This is a genomic window from Luteolibacter ambystomatis, from assembly GCF_018137965.1.
Classification (GTDB): Bacteria; Verrucomicrobiota; Verrucomicrobiia; order Verrucomicrobiales; family Akkermansiaceae; genus Luteolibacter; species Luteolibacter ambystomatis.
Window position 1 is genome coordinate 912,473 of sequence record NZ_CP073100.1, and the last position, 19,148, is coordinate 931,620.

The window sequence follows — 19,148 nt, forward strand, 5'->3', positions numbered from 1 at the left end:
ATTATTTCCGAAACAGGCCGGTTGCCACGTGCATCCGGCCTGTTTCTTTTCCCGGCGTGGAACAGCTGCTGATTGTCGATGGCCACAGCGCGATCTTTGCGATTCCGCGCTTCGCCGGACTGCACCGTGGCCCCACGCGCTACCTTGCCCGGCTGGAGCTGGTGAAATGGCTCCAGCGCTTCGGCGATGCCTCGGAGTGGAAGGTCGTCGTGGTATTTGATGGGAAGCAGGCGGAGCGGGGAATCGAGGGCGGGACGGAGGAGGGTATCCTCATTCTTTATTCCAGGAACGGCGAAACCGCGGACTCGGTGATCGAGCGGCTGGCGGCTCGTTTTGGCGCCCGTGATCAGGTCAAGGTGGCCAGTGACGACCGGATGGTGCTGCTCACGGCCTCCGCCTTCGGTGCGGAGACGATGCGGATCGCCGCGTTGGAAATCCTGGTGGAGGGGTAGGGGGCAAATCGGCGAATTCGCGGGTTGCCGAGGCGGCTCCGGAACGTGAATGTCTCGTCACCATGTCGGAACGCAAGGTCGGTTGGGTCGTCGTCATTCTCGGGCTTGCCCGGGCGATCCTGCATGACCGCACGATGCGGCGGCGTTTTCTCGGCCAACTGGTGATGGTGGCTCTGGGGATGATGGCGGTCGGGCTTTGGCTGATCGGCGGCTGGCTTTCGAAGCACATCCTGTGGTTCACGTTGTGGTGGGGCGGCTGCGCGCTGCTGACCTGCTTTGTGATGCTGTTCGCCCTTTATGACGCTCTCGCCGTGATCCGGGAGGAACGGGAGAAGATCGACCGCGAATGATTTGCTAAAAAAGCAGCCTTTGCGCAGTATCGCCCGGAGATGGATGCGCGTGAGTTTGTTCCCTATGGCCCGTCGCACTGGGTCGCCTTGGCTGCCACGGCGGTGGCTGCGATCGGCATGATCCGGCTGAATCGTTCCGTGAAGGTGGCGGAGCCGGTGAAGCAACGCGCGAACACGATTCTGGCGATCCTGCTGGTGGTCGCCGTATCCCTCGATCCGCTGCTGACCTGGTTGCGCTACCGCCACGATCCGGACGTGGCTTTGGCGGGGACGTTGGTTCGGGAAACGGCTCTGCCGCTTTACCTTTGCGATGTGGTGTCGCTGGTGCTGGCCGTGGCATTGGTCACGCGCCGCCAGCGGTGGACGGAAATGGGATATTTCTGGGGTCTTGCGGGAACCGTGCAGGGGCTGCTGACACCCACGTTGTATTTCAACTGGGACACACCGGAGTATTACGCGTTTTTTGTCCAGCATGGCGGGGTGCCGGTCGCGGCGCTGGCCCTGGTATTCGGTGCCGGGATCAAGCCGCAGCGGGGGGCGTTCAGGCGGGCGGTGCTTTGGAGCTGGGTTTACATGGCGGTGGTGTTCTGCCTGAACGTGCTGCTGGACTCGAACTACGGCTTTCTCAACCACAAGCCCGCCGTCGGCACGCTGTTCGATTACATGGGGCCGGAGCCATGGTATCTGCTGACGCTCCAAGCGGTCGCATTTTCGCTCTACGGGCTGCTGTTGTTGCCATTTGCACGCCGTTCCGAGTCACCGATTGTGGCGGATCCGGCATTGTAAATACAGACATTCGCCTTGCCGGTGCGTCGCTCTGTTAGTCACGATGATCACTGTGACCCCTGAGTTAAAAGACCTGTTCGATTTCCTGCGTTTTCCCAGTGTTTCCACCGATTCGCGGCATGCGGATGATGTCCGTGCCTGCGCCGGATGGCTGATCGAAAAACTCAATGGGATGGGGCTGCAAGCGACGCTCCATGAGACGGCGAAGCACCCGATCGTCGTTGCAAAAAGCAATCATCTGCCTGGTCGCCGGACGGTGTTGATCTACGGTCACTACGATGTCCAGCCGGTCGATCCGCTGCACCTGTGGACCACGCCTCCGTTCGAACCGGACATCCGTGATGGCAAGATCTGGGCACGCGGTTCCGCCGACAACAAGGGCCAGATGCTGGCCCACGTGCTGGGCGTGGAAAAGACGCTGCGCGAGAAGGGAGAGCTGCCGGTGAATCTCACCTTCCTGTTCGAAGGCGAGGAGGAAATTGGAAGCCCGAATCTGTTACCGTTCCTACGTGAGAACGCGGAACTGCTGAAATGCGATGTGATCGCCATTTCGGACACCGGCATGGTCGGTCCGGGAGTGCCCACTTTCACCTACGGCCTGCGCGGTATTTCCTGCTGCGAGGTGACTCTGCATGGCCCGAAGGGCGACCTGCACTCCGGACTTTTCGGAGGAGCGGTGGCGAATCCGGCGGCGGGCATCGCGCGCCTGATTTCCAGCCTCCATGAGCCGAACGGCCGGGTGGCGATCGATGGATTCTATGAAGACGTGCGCCCGCTGGAAGCGTGGGAGCACGAGATGTGGGCGAAGATCCCGGGCGTGACGGACGCGCAGTTCCTGCACTTCACCGGTTCTCCGGCACTCTACGGCGAGCCGGGCTACAGCTCCGCCGAGCGGACCTGGGCGCGCCCGACCGCAGAGGTCAATGGCATCGGCGGCGGCTACCAGGGTGAGGGCTCGAAGACCGTGCTGCCTGCCGAGGCGTTTGCGAAACTGTCCTTCCGGCTTGTGCCGGACCAGGAGCCTGCGGACATCATGGAAAAAGTCCGCCAGCACTTGGAGTGGAACTGCCCACCGGGTCTGACGATGGAGATTTCCGTGGGGCACGATGGCAAACCGTATGCCACGGACCCGAATTCCAGCTTCGGCCAGGCCGCCCAGAACGCGCTGCGCAAGGCCTTTGGTTCCGATCCGGTGCTCATCCGCGAGGGCGGCAGCATCCCGATCGTCCAGTCCTTCCGCAGCGTGCTCGGCGTGGACACCCTCCTGCTCGGCCTCGCGCTGGCGGATTCACAGGTGCACGCGCCGGACGAAAATTTCCCGATCGAAAACTTCGAAGCCGGTATCCGCCTGAGCCAGTTGCTGTTGGAGGAACTCGCTGGTTGATCCCACCCCACAAGCAGTAGCGTAAGACTCCTGCCGGGCTGTCGGGGAGAAAGCTTTTCTCTCGCGTCGGCCCGGTTCTGTGAACATCCGCCAGAAGCACGCAAAGCGGGAGCTTCGCGCTACTTTCGTTCCGATTCGTGAAAATTCGTGGCCATTCGTGGTTTTCCTGATTTTTTCAGGCCGTCCGCCTTTTCCCAAATGTCCGATTCTCCCAAGCTCGACTTCATCCGCGAGATCATCGCCGGCGACCTCGCGTCCGGCAAACATGAGACCACGATCACCCGCTTCCCGCCGGAGCCGAATGGTTACCTCCACATCGGCCACGCGAAGTCGATCTGCCTGAACTTCGGGATCGCCCAGGAGCATCCGGGTGCCCGCTGCCACCTGCGCTTCGATGACACGAATCCGGAGAAGGAAGAAACCGAGTACGTCGAGAGCATCAAGACGGACGTGAAGTGGCTCGGCTTTGAGTGGGGGGACAATCTCTACTACGCGAGCAACTACTTCGATTTCTACTACGAGTCCGCCATTCATCTCATCAAGAACGGCAAGGCCTACGTGGACCACCAGACGTCCGAGGAGATGCGCGCGAACCGTGGCAATCTCACGGTGCCGGGCACGCCCTCGCCGTATCGCGACCGCAGTGTGGAGGAGAACCTCGACCTCTTCGCCCGCATGAAGGCCGGCGAGTTCCAGGAAGGCGAGTGCATCCTGCGCGCGAAGATCGACATGGCTTCGCCGAACCTGAACCTCCGCGACCCGGCCCTCTACCGCATCCTGCACGCGGAGCACCACAACACCGGCGATGCGTGGCACATTTACCCGATGTATGACTTCGCGCATCCGCTGGAGGACGCGCTGGAGCACATCACGCACTCGCTGTGCACGCTGGAGTTCGAGAACCACCGGCCGCTTTACGATTGGTTCATCGACAACTGCCCGGTGCCCTCGAAGCCGCGCCAGATCGAATTCGCGCGCCTCAACCTGACCTACACCGTGATGAGCAAGCGCAAGCTGCTGCAACTGGTGAAGGAGAACCACGTGAGTGGTTGGGACGATCCGCGCATGCCGACGATCTCCGGTATCCGCCGCCGCGGCTACACGCCGGAGGCGGTTCGCAATTTCTGCAAGCGCGTGGGCATCACCAAGTACAACGGCACCACCGATGTGGCGCTGTTGGAGTACGAGGTCCGCGATCATCTCAACAAGGTCGCGCCGCGCCGCATGGCGGTGCTCGAGCCGCTGAAGCTGGTGCTCACCAACTGGCCCGATGGTCACGAGGAGGACGTGGAGGTGGTGAACAATCCGGAGAACCCGGAAGAAGGCACCCGCAGGATCGCTCTCACCCGCGAGGTGTGGATCGAGCGCGAGGACTTCATGGAAGATCCGCCGAAGAAGTTCTTCCGCCTCGGTCCGGAGCGTCATGTCCGCCTGCGCGGCGGTTACATCGTCAAGTGCACCGGTTACGAGAAGGCCGATGACGGCACGATCACCGAGGTGCGTGCGGAGTTCCTGCCCGGCACGATGGGTGCGGACACGCCGGAAGGCGTGGTCTGCAAGGCGGCGATCCACTGGGTCAGCGCCACCCATGGTGTGGATGCGGAGGTTCGCCTCTATGACCGACTCTTCACCGTGGAAGACCCGGATGGCGAGGAAGGCGGCTTCCTTTCCGTGATCAATCCGGATGCGCTGAAGACCGTGGCCGCGAAGGTGGAACCGGCGGCTGCGGATGTGGAGGCGGGCTTCCGCTGCCAGTTCGAACGCACCGGCTACTTTATCGCGGACGCCAAGGATCACGTCCCGGGCACGAAGGTGGTGTACAACCGCACGGTGCCGTTGCGCGATTCGTGGGCGAAGAAGAAGTAGACCAAGTGGCGGGATGAGATCGGCCGTGGATGATGATATTCGCCCGGTTTGAGGATCGCCCTTTCCGGGTTTGTCGGAGTTGTCTGCCGGGCTTGGGTCGGAATGGGGAATCCTCCCTGTTCCGATTGGGGAACAGTCGCGCGAGGCTCCTGCCTTGCGTGCCGGGGAGGAAGCGATGGGGGACATAAAAAACGCTCGGCGGGAAGCACGCGAAGCGGAGTTTCGCGCTACTACGCTGCGCGGTTGGGAAAAAATCGCACCCCGCGTGTCACGTTTCCGCGGGTTGGCTCGTCTGTATTCGTGAAGGCCGCTGAATGCGGAATCTGAATCCTGAAACCAACCGACTACGATCATGCAACCCCGATTGGATTACTCGAAGGCCGATGCGGCCGGATACCAGGCCGTTCTGAAGCTGGAGATGCACGTGCGCAACTCCGGCATCGATCCCACACTGTGGGAACTGGTGAAGCTCCGCGCCTCCCAGATCAACGGCTGCGCCTATTGCATCGACATGCACTCGAAGGAAGCCCGCGCGAAGGGCGAGACTGAGCAGCGCATCTATCTGCTCAACGCCTGGCGCGAATCACCACTCTATACGGATGCAGAGCGCGCCGCACTGGCGTGGACCGAGGCGGTGACGCTGATCTCCGAAACGCATGCGCCGGATGACGTGTATGAGGAACTGGCCCGCCATTTCTCCGGGACGCAGATCACGCAGATCACGATCGCGATCGGCATGATCAATCTCTGGAATCGGCTGGCGATCTCCTTCCGCGCGATCCATCCTGTGGCGCACGCCTGAGATGGCCCGCCCGAGTAATGAGCGATCCCACCGCCACCGCTGTTTGCGTTTTCGAAGAACACCGGCCGTTCCTGCGGTCGCTCGCTTACCGCATGCTCGGCACGCTCAGCGATGCAGAGGATGTGGTGCAGGATGCATGGCTGCGGTGGGCGGACGCCGGGAATGAAACGGTGGAATCGCCGAAGTCCTATCTGGCGAAGATCGTGACGCGGCTATGCCTGGATCACATGAAGTCCGCGCGGGTACGACGTGAGACGTACATCGGTGAGTGGCTGCCGGAACCGCTGCCGGATGACGCGTGGTCCGCGGTGCCCGCCGGGGAGACCGGTGCCGATGTGGGCTACGCGGTGCTGCATGCGATGGAGCGCCTTTCACCGCTGGAGCGCGCGGCGTTCTTGTTGCACGATGTGTTCGGCGAGAGCTTCGCGCAGGTGGCGGATTTTCTGGAGAAGCCGGAGGCGGCGTGTAGACAGCTCGCCTCGCGGGCGCGGACGCACCTGAAGGAAGAGACGCCGCGTTTCCAGGTGGCGGAGGAGGAAGGGCGGCGGCTTTCGATGGCGTTTCTGAACGCGGCGCGCGGCGGGGATCTGGCGGCCTTGAAGAAGCTGCTGAGGCCGGATGCGGTGCTCTACTCGGACGGAGGTCCGGTGCGTGCGGCGCGCAGGCGGATCAACGGACATGACAAGATCGCACGGATGTATGAGAGCCTCACGCGGCGGAAGGCTCTGCCGGACGAGGTGCGGGAGGTGGTGATGAACGGCTTGCCGGGCTACGCGTATTTCTCGGGCGGCAGGGCGACGGACGTGCTGCTTCTCGGCATCGAGGACGGAGTGGTCCGGGCGTTGTACATCGTGCGGAATCCGGAGAAGCTGGAGCGGGTTTCGCTGTCGTAGCCGGAGTCGTGAGACTTCGGACGGGGTGGATATGACCCGACCCAGCGATCCCGGTCTCCTTCCGATGGCGTTTGGAAAATGAACGCCGCCCCTCATGCGGGAATCCACCCAACCTGAAGTCTCACGACTCCAGCCACGTTGCGGAAGCAATCAGCGGCGTGATTCTACGATGTCTGACGTAGATGGTGTTTCGCGGCATTCGGGATGAGGAAGAGGGCGGTGATTTCCATTGCCAGTGCGTCGAGAGTCATCCAGTAGCCGGAGCCGATGTTTTTGAGGGAGGCATCCGGATAGCCGGTGGTAACGAGGACAAGATTGCGCACCAGCCAGATGAGCAAACAGCAGGCGAAGAACCGGGTGAGCCAAAGGAGGGGGCGGGCGCGGGCAAAGAGGCCGGCGAAAAACGGAAGAGCGAGCAGCGAGGGAAGGGCGATGGTCCAGACGGCGAGATCAAGAAGAGGCCAACCGAGATTCCAGCGGCGCAGGATATCGGAATTGAGGGCACGGCCGTAAGCCCAGAGATCTGGAAGATGATGGATGGAAATCCGGTTCGGATAGCCCTCGGGACAGATGTCCGCGGTGACAAGGCGGGGTGGTCTGTGGGGCTCAAGGGTGCGGGGAGAGTCGATGATGTCGTTGGTAGGAAAGGAAAGCCACACATGATGGACATGCGGCATCTGACTGAAGCGGGTGGTAGCTTGGGGGATGAAATAATCGTGGTTCACCACGATATGCTCCCACGGCAGGAATTGCGCGGTGACCAGCAGCAGCGCGCCGAGGATGAGGAGGATTCTCGCGAGACGGAGCTGGCGGGGGAAGGGGGCCATGGCGGAACCGGGGAATTTGAGATCTGAAATCTGAAATCTGAAATCTCAAAGTGGGGTGAGGAATCCGTGGTTCAGGCGTTCGGATCGCCCGGGCGAAGAGGTATGAACAAAAGTTGTGACTGAGATAAGAAATTGATCGTCATTTATGCTGGATCGGTGGAGCCAGATAAGGGATGACCTGCCGCATGCACCCCCCCTATGCATCTCCGATGGAGGATGACAATCGCGAGAAGGAAACGGCGGAGTTGATCAAGACTCTGGCTTTCAAGGGGCTGTCGCTGCCGATGATCCAGGCACGGTTGAAAAAGGAAGGGCTGGACAACCAACTGCCGAATTCGGAGGTGGATCGCATTTTTCATCAGGCACAGACGGGGCGTGGTCTGGTCCGGAGGCCGGGCCGGCTGCTGCCGCGGATCGTGGGCACCGTGGCGGTGCTGGGTGGAATCACCGCGGGATGCATCATCGGGTTCCTGGATATCAAGGTGGTGTGTTCGATCCTGTTCGGGCTGATCCTGATTTTCCGGCCGGAGAATGCGCAGGACGCGATGTGAAGGGGGAGTGTGGGGGATGAGATCCACCTTGGCACAGGGAAAGCGGAGCTTTCCCTGCGATGTAGTCGAAAGCTCTGCTTTCGATCAGGGAGAGGTGAGGTGGAGGGGGAAGCCGGCAAGATGGATATAATCCATCTTGCGCAGAGGGAAAGCGGAGCTTTCCCCTACATTTCAAGCGCGGCTTTCGGATGCCTTCACCACAGGCCGTATTTGCCATACGCCATGATGTAGAGGCACATCAGGAGATTGGCGGTGGCGTGCATCGCCACGCAGGTTCCGAGGCTCTTTGAGCGCACGCAGAGCAGATAGGTGATCGTCCCATAGACAAAGGCCATGATGCGGTCCGGCCCGGAGTGGACGGCGGTGAAAAGCCCGGTGACGACGAGATACGAAATCCAAGCGTGCTTGCCGAAGGGCTGCTTCCACCAATCGCCATCGCGATCCAGCAGCCAGCGCATCATGAATCCGCGCCAGAAAATCTCCTCCGCCAGCGCGACGACGACGACCGCCCGGAAAAACCGCAGCACCACCGCGGGCCACCACGCCACCGGCGAGTGGAAGATACCGGGATCGAAGCCTTCCTTGCGCGCGGCGATGCCGAACCACGACATCCAGCCTTCCGGATCGGACGTCAGACCCATGCGGTCGTAGAGCGTGGTGGGCAGCAGCCAGAAGCCGATCCCCACCGCACCACAGACGATACCCGCCAGCACGCCCTTCGCGGACCAACGGAAGTCATAGTACTTCCACCCGCGCAGCAGCAGGCCGAAGACGACGAGCGCCTGCAGCGGATACATCCACTGCTCTGGCGCGCGCCGCCACCACGGCGCGTCCGGATGCTTCCACCCGATCATGGACGTGACCGCCTGCAACAACAGCAGGAAGCCGAGAAACACGGCCAGCGGCATCACGTGCGCGGTCGTCAGCGCCCGCGCTTCCTGTTCGTTGCGTGGGGCCGTGTTCATGAGCGGGGCGGATCAGAGGGTGCCGACGAAGCGCTCCATCTTGTCCATGGCCTTGCGCAGGTCCTCGATGCCGGTGGCGTAGCAGCAGCGGAGGAAGCCCTCGCCGCTGGTGCCGAAGGCGCTGCCGGGGACGGCGGCCACGTTTTCCGCCTCTAGGAGGCGGGTGGCGAAATCCTTGCTGGAAAGACCGGTCGAGCGGATGTCCGGGAAAACGTAGAAGGCACCGCCCGGCGTGTGGCAGGACAGGCCGATCTCATTGAGCCGCTTCACCAGGAAATCGCGGCGCTGGTGATAGCTGTCCCGCATCATCTGCATGGCTGGCGTGCCGTTTTCCAGCGCTTCCAGTGCGGCGTTCTGGCTCATGATCGGAGCGCAGAGCATCGAGTACTGGTGGATCTTCATCATCGCCTCGATGATCGGCTGCGGCGCGCAGGCATAGCCGAGGCGGAAGCCGGTCATCGCGAAGGCCTTCGAGAAACCGTGCAGGAGAATCGTGCGCTCCTTCATGCCGGGCAGCGAGGCGATGGAGACGTGCTTCACGCCATCGTAGCGCAGCTCGCTGTAGATCTCATCGGTCAGCACGATCAGGTCATGCTCGATGCAGAGCTTGGCGATGCCTTCGAGGTCCTCGTTGGTGGCGACCGAACCGGTGGGGTTGGTCGGGAAATTCAGCATCAGCACGCGGGTACGCGGCGTGATCGCAGCGGCGAGCGCCTCGGGCTTCAGCGAGAAGCCGTTCTCCTTCTGCGTCTCCACGGACACCGCCTTGCCATAGGCCATGACGATGCTGGGGCTGTAGGAAACGTAACACGGCTCGTGAAAGATCACTTCATCGCCCGGATTGAGCAGCGCGCGCAGGGCGAGGTCGATGGCCTCGGACACGCCGACGGTGACGAGTACTTCCTTCGAGGCTTCATACTGCACGTCGAAGAACTCGCCGACGTAACGGGCGATGGCCTTGCGGAGCGATAGCAGGCCGAGGTTCGACGTGTAGGTCGTCTGGCCCTTTTCCAGCGAGTAGATGGCGGCCTCGCGGATGTGCCAGGGGGTGACGAAGTCCGGCTCGCCGACGCCGAGGGAGATGACGCCCTCGCGGCCTTGGACGAGCTCGAAGAAGTCGCGGATGCCCGATCGCGGGATGCCCGCGACGTTGTGCGCGATTTTGGTGGAATAGTCCATGGTGGTGGTGGGATGGATGCAGTGCGGTGGGTTTGGAGATCTGTTATCGCCGGGCAATCGCCGGCTTGAGATCACCCATCGCGACTACCCATTCCTCTCTCACGGAGAGACGGCGAGGCGCTCGGCTCGGGCTTCCTGGTCGAAGAGGAATCCGTTTTCCTTGTACGTCTTCAGTCGGAAGTGTGTGGCCGTGGACAGCACGCCATCCAAGGTGCTGAGCTTTTCGGAAACGAAGCGGGCGACCTCGCGGAGATCGCTGCCCTCGACGACGACCATGAGGTCGTAGCCGCCGCTGGCGAGGTAGCAACTCGTCACCTGGTCGAAGCGCGCGATGCGCATAGCGAGGCGGTCGAAGCCACCGCCGCGTTCCGGCGTGACTTTCACCTCGATGAAGGCGGACACGGCATCACCGTCCGCGCGCTCCGGATCGACCACGGCCTGGTAGCCGAGGATGGTGCCGTCCTTTTCCCAGGCGGCAATGCGGACATTGACCTGTTCCGGGGAAATGGAGAGCAGTTCGGCGAGCTGCTCGTGGGAGTAGCGGGCCTTGTTGCGGAGGAGCTGGAGTAGCGGATCGGTGGACATGCGGAAGACTTCCAATGAGCGGCCGTGCGGATGGCCGCCGCCGTTTTAGCGGAAGCGAGGCATCCGTCACGCCCGATTTTGGGGTCAGGGGGCTGTGTGGGAAAGGTTTGTGACGATCTGTGCAGGGTGGCGGCTCCAGGAGGATCGAGCTTCACCGATTACTCTGAATCTGAGTCCCAGAGGGACGATGCTGCCTGCGCTCTCACGCGGGACCAACCAATCAAAGGTCCATCGGTCTGCCTGCCCGACCATCCATTCGTCATCCATCGGACTCCGCTTGCGTCGCCCCTAACGGGGCTCAATCCCTCCTATCTGTCTGACCGGTGGCTTCCGCCACCGGCTACCTTACGTCGCCCCTCCGGGGCTTGGAGACGATGGCATGGGAGACGCGTGAGAATCAGGTCGGGTTTTTCCCCGCCCACGTTCTCACGAGCGCGGCACGAAAAAGAAAAAGGCCGCCTCGGGTGAGGCGGCCTTGTCTTTGAAAAGATGTGGTCCTCTATCGGATCACTCGCCGAGGCAGATGCCCACGGCGCGGGCGGCCTGGACGAGCTCGCTGTCCGGCTCGACGAGGCGGAGCTTGTTGACCGCTTCCTGGATCGGCACGGAGCCGACGTGGTAGGATTGATAGCTCACCATGCGGCCGAAGTCGCCTTCGGAGGCGAGCTTCACGGCCATGACGCCGAAGCGCATGCCGAGAATGCGGTCGAGCGAGGTCGGGGCACCGCCGCGCTGGAGGTGGCCCAGCGTGCAGGAGCGGGTTTCCTTGCCGGTGAGTTCTTCGAGTCGTTTGGCAACGACCTGGCCGACTCCGCCGAGGCGGACTTCTCCACCGCAGTTCGCGTCGACGCTGACGATGTCACCTTGTGGCAGGCACGCGCCTTCCGCGACGACGACGAGCGTGCTGTGGTAGCCCTGCGCATCGCGGGCCTTGATGTGCTCCGCGACCTTTTCGTAGCTGAAAGGGATCTCCGGCAGGAGGACGACGCTGGCACCACCGGCAATGCCGCCCCATAGGGCGATCCAGCCGGCGTGGCGGCCCATCACTTCCAGCACCATCACGCGCTTGTGGCTGTCCGCGGTGGTCTGGAGGCGGTCGAGGCCATCGACCACGGAATTCACCGCGCTGTCGAAGCCGAAGGTCATCGCCGTGGCGTGGAGGTCGTTGTCGATCGTCTTCGGCACGCCGATGATCGGCCAGCCTTCACGATAGAGCTGGAGGCCGGTGGTCAGCGAGCCATCGCCACCCACGATGACGAGCGCGCTGATCTCGAGCTGTTCCATGGTGCGCTTCGCCTTGGCGACGATCTCGGGAGGCACTTCGGCGATATCGCCCTTGCCGACCTTGGCGGCGAAGTGGCCCTTGTTGGTGGTGCCGAGGATGGTGCCGCCCATCTTGAGGATGCCGACGGTGTCTTTGGGCTTCAGAATCGTGTAATCGCCGGGAGGAAGCAGGCCTTCGAAGCCGTCCCGGAATCCAATCACTTCCCAGCCAAGTTGATCGGCCGCGCCGACCACGCCGTGAATAACCGCGTTCAAGCCGGGACAATCCCCGCCGCTGTTCAGGATACCGATGCGCATGAGTGTGTTAGATTTCGGGTATGGAGCAATGTGTTCCCGGGCGACCCCGGATTTTTTCGTCAGAGCGGATCGTCCGCCTTGAGAAGTTCACGGCGGGGATCCTGGACCGGGGCGCCATTGGCGAGCCACTGGTCATAGATGCCCCAGCCCTGCTGGATGAGGGCGCGGGCGCGGTTGAACCGGTCCGGGTTGTTGAGCACCACGGCAATGACGCGGCGCGGGGTGACGCCCTTGCTGCCGTCCGGCTTCTTGCGGACAAGAGGATCGCGTTCCTGGCAGGCGGAGAGGCAGGGGCCGGCGGCATTGGTGGTGCCGGTCTTCACGCCCAGCATGCCGGGCTCGGTGATGAGTTCGTTGGTGTTCTTGACCGTGAAGGAGCGGTTGCCACCCTGACCGCTGACGGTGACACGGCGTTCCTTCTGGCGGACGATGTAGTTGAAGGCCGCGCGGCGCATCGCGTAGATCGAGAGGCGGGTGATGTCCGCGGCGGTGGAGGTGCCGACGGCCTGCCCCTGAAGTTCAAGACCGTGGGGATTGGTGAAGCGGGTATTGGCGGCCCCGATGGCACGGGAGAGGCGGTTCATTTCACCCACGAAGGCACCCACGGGATCGCCACCGCTGCCACGGCGGGAGAGGATGTCCCGGCCGATGTGGTCCGCCACCGTCTGGGCGGCGAGATTGTCCGAGCCGAGCAGGGCGGAGGTGAGGGCATCGCGCAGGCTGATACGGTCGCCGGGGACGAGGCGCATGGGGTTCGGACCGCCGATCATGGCCACGGAATCCGGTACGGTGACCATGATGGTGGCGATGTCGGATTGATTGGCATTCGCCCAGTCGATGGCGACGGCACCGGTGGCGATCTTGGTGAGGCTAGCGACCGGGCGCTTGGTGGAGGCGTTCGCGGCGACGAGTACCTTGCCGGACCATGCTTCCACAACCATCACGCTCTCAGGCGCTTGAGCGGAGGAGAGGGCTGGGGCCGAGGCCATCAGAACGGGGATCAGGCGGAAAAGGATACGCGTGAGCATGGCTGTCCGGCGCGAAATCTATCGACCGCCGCCCGCGACTCAACCCCAAACGCCGGGGATTGCAGGAGGGACGACAGGTGGGGGCAGGTTTTCCGAAAGGTGCCGCATTTTGTGTGCCAAAGGGGGGAGGCGGAACGGGGAGGGAGCGGGGAAGTGGTCGTTGGAGCGCGGACTCCAGCCAAGGGGCTGTTTCGATTCAGGGACGCATGGCGGTTAATGCCTTGCCAATTGTGCTTGAAGCCTTAGTTTCCTGCGGCAGCAGGACTTTTCCCACGATTCCGGATGCCCGAACCCGGCCCTATGACCCTAGCCATGGCCGCCCCGAGTGGAGCGCCCGCCGGTCGCCGCATCGCTGGATCCGGGAACGTTCTGCCTCACGGGCGGCGGCGCAAGCCGGCCGACACGGATTCCCCAGGCACCGCCACGCTCTCCGGACGCGGTCCCTTCCCGGCACCAAAAAGCCGGTCGATCCCTGTCATGCCGGTCCGCACGCTGGACCCTCCATCACCGCCGGGCTTCACCCGCCCGCCGCGCCGGTCCGCCCGCAACCAAGACCCCGCGACAACACCATGTCCAACGTAACACAAGACTCCCCGAATCCGGGACGCAAGCGTCGCCGCCGCAACCGCGGTGGGCAGAACCGCAACAACAACGAAAATCGTGACAACCGTGAGAACCGCCAGGGCGGACACGGTCACGGCCAAGGAGGCGGCCAGCGCCGCGAAGGTGGACGCCGTGAAGGCGGCCCGCGCCGCGAAGGCGGTGGCAACCGTGAGGGAGGCGGCGGTGGCAACCGCGGCTTCCGCGAGCGCCGCCCCATGCCGCAACCGGCGAAACTGACCTGGTGGCAGAAGTTCCTCAAGATCTTCGGCCTCTACAAGGAACCCGTCCGCCCGACCCGCCAGGACCGTATCCAGGAACGCGAGAAGGACGCTCCCGCAAAGAGCGACCGCCCCGCGCAGCCGGTGAAGTCCAACATCCGCATCGCCCGCCCGCAGGAGCGCAAGGAACAAGGCCCGGTGGAATCCCCGCGCCTCTACCTCGGCAACCTGTCCTACGAGGTGACCGAGAGCGACCTGACCGACCTTTTCAAGGGCATCGGCGGCGTCCGCAACGTCGAGGTCGTCTACAACCGCAACACCCACCGCTCGAAGGGCTACGGCTTCGTGGAAATGCTCCACGTGGACGACGCCAAGCGCGCGATCGAGGTGCTCAACGACCAGTTCTTCATGGGCCGCAAGCTCAGCGTCTCCAGCGCCAAGTCGAAGGGTCAGGATGAGCGCGAGGACAAGGAAGAGCGTGAGGAACGCCAGGAGCGCCGCCCGCGTAACAATCCAGCTCCCGCCCAGTCCGCCGCTGCCGTCGCCGTTCCGGTGGCTGCTGCTGCTGTCGCCGCCGTGGCCGTGGAAGCCGCTGCGGAAGCTCCGGCTCCTGTCGCCGCAGTGGAAGAAGCTGCTGCTCCGGTGGTGGCTGAGGCCGCTTCGGCTCCTGTGGTGGAAGAAGCCGCCCCGGTGATCGCCGCTGTGGTTGAAGAAGCTCCGGCTGCTGTGGAAGTGGCGGAAGCCGCTCCGGTGGAAGCCGCCGCCGAAGGCGAGCAGAAGTCCGAGCAGGCCTGATCCAACGATCCATCAGGATTTTCCCAAGCCCCCGCCCGGTTCGTCTGCGGCGGGGGTTTTGTTTTATTTAAGAAGTGATCAGTCATCAGTGAGCATTGATCAGAGAAGAAAAGGGGTGGGGAAATGGTTCTTCAGCCCCGGAGGGGCGGCGTACGGTAGCCGGTGGCGCAAGGCACCGGTAAGGCGTGATGGAAGGATTGAGTCCCGGAGGGACGACGCAAGCGGAGGCCGATGGATGGCGAATGAATGGTCGGCGGTCAGACCGACGGATCTTTGGATCGTCTGGTCCGGCGTGAGAGCGCAGGCAGCGTCGTCCCTCCGGGACTTCGATATAGGTGCGGCTGTTCCGTTCCGGTGGCTTGCGCCACCGGCTACCCTTCATCGTCCCTCCGGGACTCAGAGGTAATCGTCTGGGACGGTGTCGTTGGGAGCGGACGGTTCCATCCGACCCTGACATCCCGCGGGATATCCCTACTTCCATCCTTTTTCTTTGAATCCGATCCAGTTCGCAGGGCACGGTTCGTGCGCCTTTGAATCCCGAAACCCCAACTCCGATCTACGTCTGCGGTCCCACTGCTTCCGGGAAGACCGCGCTCGCGCTGGAGCTGGCGGCACGGCATGACGGCGAGATCGTGAATGCGGATGCCTTCCAGCTCTATCGAGGGCTGGAGATCCTGTCGGCCGCGCCCTCGGCGGAGGAGCGGGCGATCGTGCCGCACCATCTTTTCAGCGTGCTCGATCCGGCCACACCGAATGATGCGCAGTCGTACGTGGAGCTGGCCGCGCCGGTGATCGCGGAGATTGCAGCGCGCGGCCGGACACCGATCGTGACGGGCGGGTCCGGGCTTTATCTGAAATTCCTCACGCATGGAGCCTCGCCCCTGCCGGCGGGGGATGCGGCGCTGCGGGCGGAACTGGATGCGCTGCCGCTGGAGGAGCTGGCGGCGCGGTTGCAGGCGCTGGACCCGGTGGAGGCGGCGCGGACGAACCTGCTGAACCGCCGCTATGTGGGCCGGGCTTTGGAGATCTGTTTGCTGACAGGGAGGAGGGCATCCGGGTTGCGTGACCAGTGGGAGGGCGCGACGGCGGAGCGCACGGCGGGTTTGCGCGGCTACGTGATCCATCGTAGCAGGCCGGACCTTCACGCGCGGATCGCGGGGCGGACGCGGGCGATGCTTGATGGCGGAGCGCTGGAGGAGGTGGCGGCGCTGGAAGATGTTTCGGCGACGTTTGAAAAGGCGATCGGCTTCCGCGAGGTGCGGGCACTGTTGCGCGGGGAGATCGACCGCGCGACATGCGAGGAACTGGTGAATGCGGCGACGCGGCAGTATGCGAAACGGCAGGAGACGTGGTTCAGGCGTGAGACGTGGCTGGAGCCGTGGGCGGTGCCTCCATCGTAGCCGCGTTCGTGCGAACGCGGCTGCGATGCGTTTGTTACGATGAATGCCGCAGGTGGACGTTCAGCGCAGGGTGCTCTTGCCGCTGACGGGGGCGGCTTCCGCCTGAAGGAGGTCGAGGATGATGATCTCGTTTTTTCCGGCCTTCAGCCACGGGGCGGGGCAGTAGAGGCGTTTCTGCGGTCCGATCTCCCAGAAGCGGCCGAGGTTGTGGCCGTTGACCCAGACGACGCCCTTCTTGTAGGCGGAGAGGTCGATGAAGGTGTCCGCGGCTTTTTCCAAGGTGAAGCCGCCTTTGAAGAACACGCCCTTGTCATCGGCGCCGGGTTTGCCGGGCTTGAGCTTGGCGATGTCGGCATCGGCGAGCGGGATGGCGCGGGCGTGCCAGCCCGTGAGAGCGGCAGCGCCGAGCTTCACGGGGCCGAGGAGGCCCTTGCGGTCGTCCGACATGCGGCGGCCGAAGTTGATGTGGCCCATGGCTTCGGCGAGGATGGTGAGCATCGGTTTTTCCGTGCCGGTGGTGGCGGGGAGGTCGATGGTGGTCTCGGCGAGATTGCGGTCGAGCTTGCCGATGAATTTTCCATCGAGGTAGACGAGGCCGTAGTCGCGGACGCCGGTGGTGCCGAAGTCGAGCTTGCCGCCCCGGTTGTCCGGCAGGGTGGTGGTGTAGAGCATGAGGCCCTGGTGATACTGGCCGAGCTCCTCGAAAGACTTTGGCTGATCGAGCGGGACGGGCTTGCCGGGCATGTTGTCCCGCAGCAGGGCGAAGGGCTCGGTCTTGAACTCCGGAACCTCGATGGCGGGGATGGGCTCGGGGACGGGCGGGAGCTTCAGATCCGGAAGGGCGGCGGCGATGGTGCTACGGATTCCATCGTACTTCGCGGTGGGGCGCCCTTGCTCGGTGAGGATGGCATCGTAGTCGTAGCTGGTGATGTCCGCCTGATACTTGCCCTTGCCGCCGTCATTGGCGCCGGCGGTGAAGCCGAAGTTGGTGCCGCCGTGGAAGACGTAGAAGTTGAAGGACTTCTTGTTATCCATGTACCACTTCATGTCCTTGATCACGCCGTCCACGCCGACGTTCTGCCACTTCTCGCCCCAGTGGGTGAGCCAGCCGGGGTAGGTCTCGCTGCTGAAAACAGGGACGCCGGGGTTGTGTTTTTTCGCGATGTCCCAGTGCTTGTCCTCGGTGCCGGAGTCGAGGCCGACGGCGCAGCCGGGGAGCGTGCCGTTTTTCATCATCTTGTCCGTGGGGCCGTCCGCGGTGTAGAAGGGGACGTCGATGCCGTTTTTCTTCCACTGGTCGTGGAGGAACTCGAGGTATTTACGGTCCTCGCCGTAGCTGCCGAATTCGTTCTCCACTTGCACCATGACGATGGGGCCGCCGTTGGTGACGAGGTAGGGCTTCACCACGGGCACGAGGTGCTCGATGTAGCGCTGGACGGCCTTGAGGTAGTTCTCATCCGCGGAGGAGCGGAGCTGCACCTTCGGATCGCGCATGAGATAGGCGGGGATGCCGCCCAGGTCCCACTCGCCGCAGACGTACGGGCCGGGACGCAGCAGCACCCAGAGGCCTTCCTCCTGGGCGAGCTTGATGAAGGCGGCGATGTCGCGCTCGCCGGTTTTGAAATCGAACTTGCCTTCTTCTTCCTCGAACTGGTTCCAGAAGAGGTAGATGGCCACGGTGTTCATGCCGGAGGCCTTCACCATCCGGAGGCGGTGACGCCAGTATTCCCGGGGGATGCGGCCGGGGTGGAGCTCGCCGCTGCGGATCTGGACCGGCTGGCCATCGAGCAGGAAATCCTCCGTGCCGAGGGCGAAGGTGTGTTTCCCTGGGACGGGGGACGGCTCCGCGGCATGGAGCGCGCCGGAGAGGAGGAGGCCGGTCATCAGGCTGGAAGTGAGAAGACGGGATGAGACAAACATACGCCACCAGTCGAAATGCCCGGAGTGGCGGCGGCAAGCGGGAAAGCGGAGGGAGAAGAACCGACCGGTTTTGGGGGATGTTTCCGGGAGTGGCCGGAGTCGTGAGACTTGCCTCTGGCCATGCCAGTGAGCGGCTTCGCCGGGGCTGGATTCAGTCGCTTCCGCTCCTGCCGCATTCAGGCTGGGTGGATCCACTCCTATTCGGGACGTCGCTTTGGATTGGTCGGGGACGGACTGGATGTGAGGGAGACTCCGCGGCCCTACCCAGCCTGAAGTCCCACGACTTCAGCTACGTGGCAGAGAACTACTAAAAAGATAGTAGATTCCGCAGCTCCGGAAAATGCGCGGCGGTGAAGGCGGTGGTGCCAATGAGTGCGACCACCCCCAGCGACCGGCGCGGGGCGGGGAAATAGAAGGCGATGGCGGCGAGGCGCGCGGCGAATCGTGCCCACGCCAGCCAGAGCGGCGTGTCCGCCTCATGCGGCGGGCGGATGGTGACCCGGCTCCAGCCCTGGCGGACGACGGTTTCCCTGACCGTTTCCGCGAGATGGACGAGATCGAAGGTGCCCACCAGCGCCAGCACGATGAGCGCCGGGGCCAGCAACCGCAGCGCGGCAGCGGTTTCGATGCGGCGGCAGAGGCGCAGCAGGCAGACGAGAACGATCAGCCAGAGGACGCCATCGGTGAGGAAATGCAGCAGGACGGAGAGGTGGGAAAGCATGGGTACGGGCGGAATCTAGCGGGTGCAAGGGGGAGAAGGGACTGTGGATTTCGCAGATGACGCTGATTTTTTGAGATGTTCCCGGTCACGGAGATCCCGCGTCCGGCGGTGTAAAGGCCTCCCGGGATCAAAATCGGCCACGAAGTCGATGTGTAAAATATTTCTAACCGACTTGCTATACGGTATGTATGATGATTTGGTTTCCCGTGGCACTGGTCCCCACCGGACACCCATCCGATTCC

At 63.3% G+C, this 19,148-nt stretch carries 18 protein-coding genes; 10 read left to right on the forward strand and 8 right to left on the reverse strand.

Annotation, left to right across the window (positions count from 1 at the left end; all coding sequences use genetic code 11):
- Positions 1–56 precede the first annotated feature (56 nt).
- The 7 genes from KBB96_RS03470 to sigJ all read left to right on the forward strand — a co-directional run bounded on the left by KBB96_RS03470 (position 57) and on the right by sigJ (position 6,533).
- Entirely contained in the window at positions 57–452 is a 396-nt protein-coding gene (locus KBB96_RS03470) for an NYN domain-containing protein (protein WP_211632304.1), read from the forward strand.
- A 62-nt stretch (positions 453–514) separates the two neighbouring features.
- Positions 515–802, forward strand: a complete 288-nt coding sequence (locus KBB96_RS03475) for a hypothetical protein (RefSeq protein ID WP_211632307.1) — start codon at positions 515–517, stop codon at positions 800–802.
- Positions 803–841: 39 nt separating this feature from the next.
- Entirely contained in the window at positions 842–1,588 is a 747-nt protein-coding gene (locus tag KBB96_RS03480) for a YwaF family protein (RefSeq protein WP_211632309.1), read from the forward strand.
- 43 nt (positions 1,589–1,631) lie between these two features.
- On the forward strand, positions 1,632–2,972 hold the full coding sequence (locus KBB96_RS03485; protein WP_226373635.1) for a dipeptidase: 1,341 nt from the start codon (positions 1,632–1,634) through the stop codon (positions 2,970–2,972).
- A gap of 198 nt (positions 2,973–3,170) precedes the next feature.
- Positions 3,171–4,838, forward strand: coding sequence for a glutamine--tRNA ligase/YqeY domain fusion protein (locus tag KBB96_RS03490; protein WP_211632312.1), 1,668 nt, complete (start codon positions 3,171–3,173; stop codon positions 4,836–4,838).
- Between the two features lie 352 nt (positions 4,839–5,190).
- Positions 5,191–5,640, forward strand: a complete 450-nt coding sequence (locus tag KBB96_RS03495) for a carboxymuconolactone decarboxylase family protein (RefSeq protein WP_211632316.1) — start codon at positions 5,191–5,193, stop codon at positions 5,638–5,640.
- A 17-nt stretch (positions 5,641–5,657) separates the two neighbouring features.
- The gene (sigJ, locus tag KBB96_RS03500; RefSeq protein WP_211632320.1) at positions 5,658–6,533 is read left to right on the forward strand and encodes an RNA polymerase sigma factor SigJ; all 876 of its coding nucleotides are present in this window, start codon (positions 5,658–5,660) and stop codon (positions 6,531–6,533) included.
- Between the two features lie 164 nt (positions 6,534–6,697).
- On the opposite strand, the gene KBB96_RS03505 is transcribed toward sigJ, so the two are convergent.
- Positions 6,698–7,360 carry a hypothetical protein gene (locus KBB96_RS03505; protein ID WP_211632323.1) on the reverse strand — a complete coding sequence of 221 codons (663 nt, stop codon included), beginning with the start codon at positions 7,358–7,360 and terminating at the stop codon, positions 6,698–6,700.
- A gap of 185 nt (positions 7,361–7,545) precedes the next feature.
- On the opposite strand from KBB96_RS03505, the gene KBB96_RS03510 reads away from it, so the two are divergent.
- Positions 7,546–7,911, forward strand: coding sequence for a hypothetical protein (locus KBB96_RS03510; protein ID WP_211632326.1), 366 nt, complete (start codon positions 7,546–7,548; stop codon positions 7,909–7,911).
- A 194-nt stretch (positions 7,912–8,105) separates the two neighbouring features.
- On the opposite strand, the gene KBB96_RS03515 is transcribed toward KBB96_RS03510, so the two are convergent.
- The 5 genes from KBB96_RS03515 to KBB96_RS03535 all read right to left on the reverse strand — a co-directional run bounded on the left by KBB96_RS03515 (position 8,106) and on the right by KBB96_RS03535 (position 13,249).
- Positions 8,106–8,876 carry a CAAX prenyl protease-related protein gene (locus tag KBB96_RS03515; RefSeq protein WP_211632329.1) on the reverse strand — a complete coding sequence of 257 codons (771 nt, stop codon included), beginning with the start codon at positions 8,874–8,876 and terminating at the stop codon, positions 8,106–8,108.
- A 12-nt stretch (positions 8,877–8,888) separates the two neighbouring features.
- Entirely contained in the window at positions 8,889–10,055 is a 1,167-nt protein-coding gene (locus KBB96_RS03520; protein ID WP_211632333.1) for an aminotransferase class I/II-fold pyridoxal phosphate-dependent enzyme, read from the reverse strand.
- A gap of 99 nt (positions 10,056–10,154) precedes the next feature.
- Positions 10,155–10,640: an Lrp/AsnC family transcriptional regulator gene (locus KBB96_RS03525; protein WP_211632335.1), complete on the reverse strand. Its 486-nt coding sequence runs from the start codon at positions 10,638–10,640 to the stop codon at positions 10,155–10,157.
- A gap of 507 nt (positions 10,641–11,147) precedes the next feature.
- Positions 11,148–12,221 carry a 6-phosphofructokinase gene (locus KBB96_RS03530; protein ID WP_211632337.1) on the reverse strand — a complete coding sequence of 358 codons (1,074 nt, stop codon included), beginning with the start codon at positions 12,219–12,221 and terminating at the stop codon, positions 11,148–11,150.
- 59 nt (positions 12,222–12,280) lie between these two features.
- Complete coding sequence (locus tag KBB96_RS03535) at positions 12,281–13,249, reverse strand: D-alanyl-D-alanine carboxypeptidase family protein (protein WP_211632339.1); 969 nt, start codon at positions 13,247–13,249, stop codon at positions 12,281–12,283.
- Positions 13,250–13,818: 569 nt separating this feature from the next.
- On the opposite strand from KBB96_RS03535, the gene KBB96_RS03540 reads away from it, so the two are divergent.
- Positions 13,819–14,865, forward strand: a complete 1,047-nt coding sequence (locus KBB96_RS03540; RefSeq protein WP_226373636.1) for an RNA recognition motif domain-containing protein — start codon at positions 13,819–13,821, stop codon at positions 14,863–14,865.
- A gap of 530 nt (positions 14,866–15,395) precedes the next feature.
- Positions 15,396–16,265, forward strand: coding sequence for a tRNA (adenosine(37)-N6)-dimethylallyltransferase MiaA (gene miaA / locus KBB96_RS03545; RefSeq protein WP_211632341.1), 870 nt, complete (start codon positions 15,396–15,398; stop codon positions 16,263–16,265).
- Positions 16,266–16,325: 60 nt separating this feature from the next.
- On the opposite strand, the gene KBB96_RS03550 is transcribed toward miaA, so the two are convergent.
- Complete coding sequence (locus KBB96_RS03550) at positions 16,326–18,185, reverse strand: glycoside hydrolase family 35 protein (protein WP_211632343.1); 1,860 nt, start codon at positions 18,183–18,185, stop codon at positions 16,326–16,328.
- A gap of 307 nt (positions 18,186–18,492) precedes the next feature.
- Entirely contained in the window at positions 18,493–18,906 is a 414-nt protein-coding gene (locus KBB96_RS03555; protein WP_211632346.1) for a hypothetical protein, read from the reverse strand.
- Positions 18,907–19,148: the final 242 nt, after the last annotated feature.